Here is a 5,467-nt window from a genome sequence, read left to right on the forward strand (position 1 = left end):
GTCGTCCTTGAAGAAGTGGAAGAAGCCGCCGGAGGGGTCGAGGCAGCGGCCGTCGTAGAAGGCCAGCGTGTGGCGGATGTGACCGAGCAGGAACTCGGGCGAGCGGAAGTCGGGCATGGTCTCGGCAGTCTACGGCCGCTGCCACCACAACCGCGCCGTGCGGCCTCAGCGCCGCCAGGCCTGAACCAGCAGCGCCAATGCGCCAGCGACCACGCCCCAGAACGCCGAGCCGATGCCGAACAGGCTCACGCCCGACAGCGTGACAAGGAAGGTGATCAGCGCCGCCTCGCGGTGCTGTTCGTCCTTCACCGCCACGGCCAGGCCGCCACCGATGCTGCCCAGCAGCGCCAGCCCGGCCACCGCCACCACCAGCTCGCGCGGGAAGGCCGTCAGCACGCCGGTGACCGCCGCGCCGAACAGGCCGATGACGATGTAGATGAGCCCGCAGCTCACCGCCGCGGTGTAGCGCTTGTCGGGGTCTTCATGCGCTTCGCGGCCCATGCAGATCGCTGCGGTGATGGCCGACAGGTTCAGCGCGAAGGCGCCGAAGGGCGCAAGCAGCAGCGTGGCCACGCCGGTGACGGTGATGAGGCGCGAGATCGGCATCTGGTAGCCGGCCGCGCGGATCGCCGCCACGCCGGGCAGGTTCTGCGAGGCCATGGTCACCACGAACAGCGGCAGCGCCAGGCTGATGGCTGCGGCGAGCGTGAACTCGGGTGTCACGAACACCGGCGCGGTCAGCGTGAGGGACACCCCCTGCAGGTGCAGCTGGCCATCGAGCCACGCGAAGGCGGTGCCTGCGGCCAGCACGCCCGGCACCGCGTAGCGCGGCCACCGCCGGCGGCCGACCAGGTAGGCGCCGAGCATCAGCAGCACCAGCGGCAGCGCCGTCTTCGCGGCGAGGAAGGCGTCCATGCCGAAGCGCGCCAGCACGCCGGCCAGCAGCGCGCTGGCGATCGGCATCGGGATGCGGTCCATCACACGCTCGAAAGCACCGGTGGCGCCGGCGGCGATCATCAGCAGCGCGCAGACGATGAAGGCGCCGGTGGCCTGCGCGAGCGTGAAGCCGCCGGCTGCTGCCGCGGTGGCGAGCACGGCCGCGCCGGGCGTGCTCCAGGCCACCATCACCGGCTTGCGCAGCACCAGCGAGGGCAGCGCCGAGCACAGGCCCATGCCCAGGCCGAGCGCCCACATCCACGAGCTGATCTGCTCGGGCGTCGCACCCAGGGCGGTGGCGGCCTGGAAGACGATCGCCACCGAGCTGGTGAAGCCCACCAGCACGGCGACGAAGCCGGCGGTGAAGGCGGGCAGGGAGAGATCGCGGACGAAACTCAAATCTGAACCTTGGCGCCGAGCTCGACCACACGGTTCGCCGGCAGGTTGAGAAAGTCGGCGGCCGCGGCGGCATTGCGGTGCATGCTGGCGAACAGCTTCTCGCGCCAGAACCACATGCCGCCACCCAGCGTCGGGATGACGATGTCGCGCGACAGGAAGTAGCTCGTCTCCATGTCGTCGAGCTGCACGCCGCGGCCGCGCAGCAGGGCCAGCGCCTCGGGCACGTCGGGGTCGTTCTTGAAGCCGAAGTGCAGCGTCACCTGCCAGCAGTCGTTGCCCAGCGACTCGAGCTCGAAGCGCCTGTCGAAACCGATCCACGGCACCTCGTGGTGGCGCACGGTGACGAACAGGTTGGTCTCGTGCAGCACCTTGTTGTGCTTGAGGTTGTGCAGCAGCGCGTTCGGCGTGCTGCCCTGGTCGCTGACCAGGAACACCGCCGTACCCTCCACGCGCACCGGCGGGCTGATGAACACCGCCTCGAGGAAGCTCTTCAGGTCGATGGCGTCGTCACGCATGCGTTCGGTCATCAGCGCGCGACCCTGCTTCCAGGTCATCAGCAGCAGGAACATCGCCGCGCCGATCACCACCGGGAACCAGCCGCCGTCGAACACCTTCACGATGTTGGCGGCGAAGTAGACGAAGTCGACCAGGAAGAAGAAGCCGGTGGCCGCCACGCACAGCCACCACGGGTACTTCCAGCCATAGCGGATCACGAAGAAGGTCATCGTGGTGGTGATCAGCATGTCGATCGTCACCGCGATGCCATAGGCCGCGGCGAGGTTGCTCGACGAGCGGAACAGCACCACCGCCAGCACGATGCAGACGTACAGCCCCCAGTTCACGAAGGGCAGGTAGATCTGCCCGGTTTGCCTCACCGAGGTGTGCAGCACGCGCAGGCGCGGCAGGTAGCCGAGTTGCACGGCCTGCTTGGTGACCGAGAAGGCCGCGGTGATCAGCGCCTGCGAGGCGATCACCGTGGCCGCGGTGGCCAGGCCGATCAGCGGGTACAGCGCCCAGGTCGGCGCCATCTCGTAGAACGGGTTCTTCACGTTCTCGGGGTGCGCGAGCAGCATCGCGCCCTGGCCGAAGTAGTTGATCACCAGCGCCGGCATGACCAGGCCGAACCAGGCCAGGCGGATCGGCCGCTTGCCGAAGTGGCCCATGTCCGCGTACAGCGCCTCGGCACCGGTGACGCACAGCACGATGGAGCCGAGTGCAACAAAGGCGATGCGCGGATGCGCCGTCATGAACTCGATCGCGTAGCCCGGGTTCAATGCCACCAGGATGGCCGGATTCTTGGCGATGTGCATTAGCCCGAGCACGGCCAGCGCGAGGAACCATAGCGCGGTGATCGGCCCGAAGAAGCGCCCCACGCTGGCAGTGCCGAGGCGTTGCACCATGAACAGCGCCGTCAGCACCACCAGCGTGACCGGCACGATCCATTCGTGCAATGCCGGTGCGGCGACCTCCAGCCCTTCGACGGCGGAGAGCACCGAGATCGCCGGCGTGATCACCCCGTCGCCGAAGAAGATCGCCGTGCCGAAGATGCCGATCACCAGCAGCCGGGCGTGCAGCGCCGGCTTGTCGGCCACCGCGCGCGAGGCCAGCGCCAGCATCGCGATCAGCCCGCCCTCGCCGTTGTTGTCGGCGCGCAGGATCAGCAGCACGTATTTCAGCGAGACGATGACGGTCAGCGTCCAGAACATCAGCGACAGCACGCCGTGGATGTTCTCGGCGCTCAGCGGCACATGGCCGTGGGCGAACACCTCCTTGAAGGCGTACAGCGGGCTGGTGCCGATGTCGCCGTAGACGACACCGATGGCGCCCAGCGTCAATGCGGCGAGGCTGGACTTCGAACTGTGCTGGCTCACGCCCGGGAGTGTAGGGGCGACCGCAGGCGCGGCCGGCCACTCACTCGTAGATTTCGGCGTCCGGGTCGGTCGCTTCCAGTTCGTAGCTCGCCGCCACCATGGCCAGGCGCGCGATCACGCCGTACATGTAGAAGCGGTTCGGTGCGCTGGCGCCCGGCTTGGCACCGGGACGGGGCAGGTGACCCGACTCGGCAAAGGCCAGCGGCACGAAGCTCGCCCCCGGCGAGTTCAGGTTCTCGTCGATGCCGCGCTCGGCGTTGACGCGGTAGAACCCGCCGACCACGTAGCGGTCGATCATGTAGACCACCGGTTCGGCCACCGCGTCGTTGACACGCTCGTAGGTCGGCACGCCTTCCTGCAGGATGACCTCGCTGACCTCCTGGCCGTCCTTGATGACGCTCATCTTGTTGCGCGTCTTGCGGTTCAGCTCGGCCAGGTCCTTCGGATCGCGCACGGTCATGATGCCCATGCCGTAGGTGCCGGCATCGGCCTTGACGATCACGAAGGGCTTCTCGTTGATGCCGTATTCCTTGTACTTGCGGCGGATCTTGCCCAGCAGCGCCTCGGCATTGCTCATCAGGCACTCGGCGCCGGTGCCATCGCTGAAGTTGACCTCGCCGCAGCGCGCGAACATCGGGTTGATCAACCACGGGTCCATGCCCAGCAGCTTGGCGAACTTCTTCGCCACCTCCTCGTAGGCCTGGAAATGGTTGGTCTTGCGCCGCACGGCCCAGCCGGCATGCAGCGGCGGCAGCAGGTACTGCTCGTGCAGGTTCTCCAGCACCTTGGGGAGGCCTGCGGACAGATCGTTGTTGAGCAGGATCGTGCAAGGATCGAAGTCCTTCAGCCCCAGGCGACCCCGCGTGCGCACCAGCGGCTCGAGCTTCAGGCTGCTGCCGTCGGGCAGCGCGACCTCGGTCGGCGCGGTGATGCTGTCGTCCAGCGTGCCCAGGCGCACGTTCAGCCCGGCCTGGGTGAAGATCTGCATCAGTCGCTGCACGTTGGTCAGGTAGAACGTGTTGCGCGTGTGCTTCTCGGGGATCAGCAGCAGGTTCTTCGCCTCCGGGCAGATCTTCTCGATCGCCGCCATGGCCGCCTGCACGGCCAGCGGCAGCATGTCTTCGGTGAGGTTGTTGAAGCCGCCGGGGAACAGGTTGGTGTCCACCGGCGCCAGCTTGAAGCCGGCGTTGCGCACGTCCACCGAGGTGTAGAACGGCGGCGTGTGTTCCATCCACTCGAGGCGGAACCAGCGCTCGATGGCCGGGAGCGACTCGAGGATGCGCTGCTCGAGTTCGTTGATCGGGCCGGTCAGGGCCGTGATGAGGTGAGGAACCATGGGTCGGCCCGGGAGGAGCGCTGTGGAAGCGGAATTCTAGGCACTTGGGGGTGGCGGCGCTGCCGCGCAAGCCCCAAAGGCCCGGCCGACCCGATGCCGATCAGATGCCGATCAGATGCCGATCAGATGATGACGAAGTCCGCTGCCGTCAGCGAGGTCCCTGCCGTCAGCGTGGCAAACAGCACCGCAGCACCCGCGCCGGAGCCATCAGCGTCGAACCACAGCCGGCCGGTCGCTGTGTCATAGACGATGCGGTCGTTGCTGTCGCCAGCGGCCGTCCCGGCGCGGAAGGCGCTCGCCGCCAGCGTCCCCGTAGCGCCAATGCCGACGAACACGGCGTTCTCGAGCAGGAAACGATCGTCCGCGGCGGAGAAGCCGCTGATGCTGTCGACGTTGGTACTGGCGTTGAGCGCGGTGTCGAAGCGGAAGCTGTCCAGCCCGGAGCCGCCGATCAGGCTGTCGCGGCCCGTGCCGCCGATCAGCGTGTCGTTGCCGCTGCCGCCGCTGAGGGTGTCGTTGCCGCTGCTGCCGTTGAGCGTGTTCGCCCCGCTGTTGCCGGTGATCAGGTTGGCCAGCGTGTTGCCCGTGCCGTTGAGCGCCGCCGTGCCGGTCAAGGTCAGCCGCTCCAGGTTGGACCCCAGCGTGCGCGACACGCTGGATTGCACCGTGTCGATCTCGCTGGCCAGCGTCGAGGTCTCGGTCGTCACGTCACCGCTCGCGTTGACCACGTAGATGTCGTTGCCGCTGCCGCCGACCATCGTGTCGGTCCCGCTGCCGCCGTTCAGCGAGTCGTTGCCGCTGCCGCCGAGCAGGCTGTCGTTGCCGCTGCCGCCGTCCAGGGTGTCGTTGCCGCTGCTGCCGTTGAGCGTGTTCGCCCCGCTGTTGCCGGTGATCAGGTTGGCCAGCGTGTTGCCCGTGCCGTTGA

Annotated in this window: 4 protein-coding genes; all 4 read right to left on the reverse strand. The window is 67.8% G+C overall.

All coding sequences use genetic code 11. The features are described from left to right. Positions 1-165: 165 nt before the first annotated feature. Entirely contained in the window at positions 166-1,335 is a 1,170-nt protein-coding gene (locus tag AAG801_RS40035; protein ID WP_341893437.1) for a benzoate/H(+) symporter BenE family transporter, read from the reverse strand. Further along, entirely contained in the window at positions 1,332-3,206 is a 1,875-nt protein-coding gene (locus AAG801_RS40040; RefSeq protein ID WP_341893438.1) for a potassium transporter Kup, read from the reverse strand. Before AAG801_RS40040 ends, AAG801_RS40035 begins: the two co-directional genes overlap by 4 nt. Positions 3,207-3,246: 40 nt before the next feature. Continuing rightward, positions 3,247-4,542, reverse strand: coding sequence for a glutamate--cysteine ligase (gene gshA / locus AAG801_RS40045; RefSeq protein WP_341893439.1), 1,296 nt, complete (start codon positions 4,540-4,542; stop codon positions 3,247-3,249). Positions 4,543-4,664: 122 nt separating this feature from the next. Further along, the coding region (locus AAG801_RS40050) for a calcium-binding protein (RefSeq protein ID WP_341893440.1) at positions 4,665-5,467 on the reverse strand (803 nt) is incomplete at its 5' end.

This window comes from Variovorax sp. YR752 (assembly GCF_943372545.1).

Excerpts from the sequence above, each read along its gene's own strand:
- gshA (WP_341893439.1), bottom strand. The coding sequence starts at position 4,542 with ATGGTTCCTCACCTCATCACGGCCCTGACCGGCCCGATCAACGAACTC.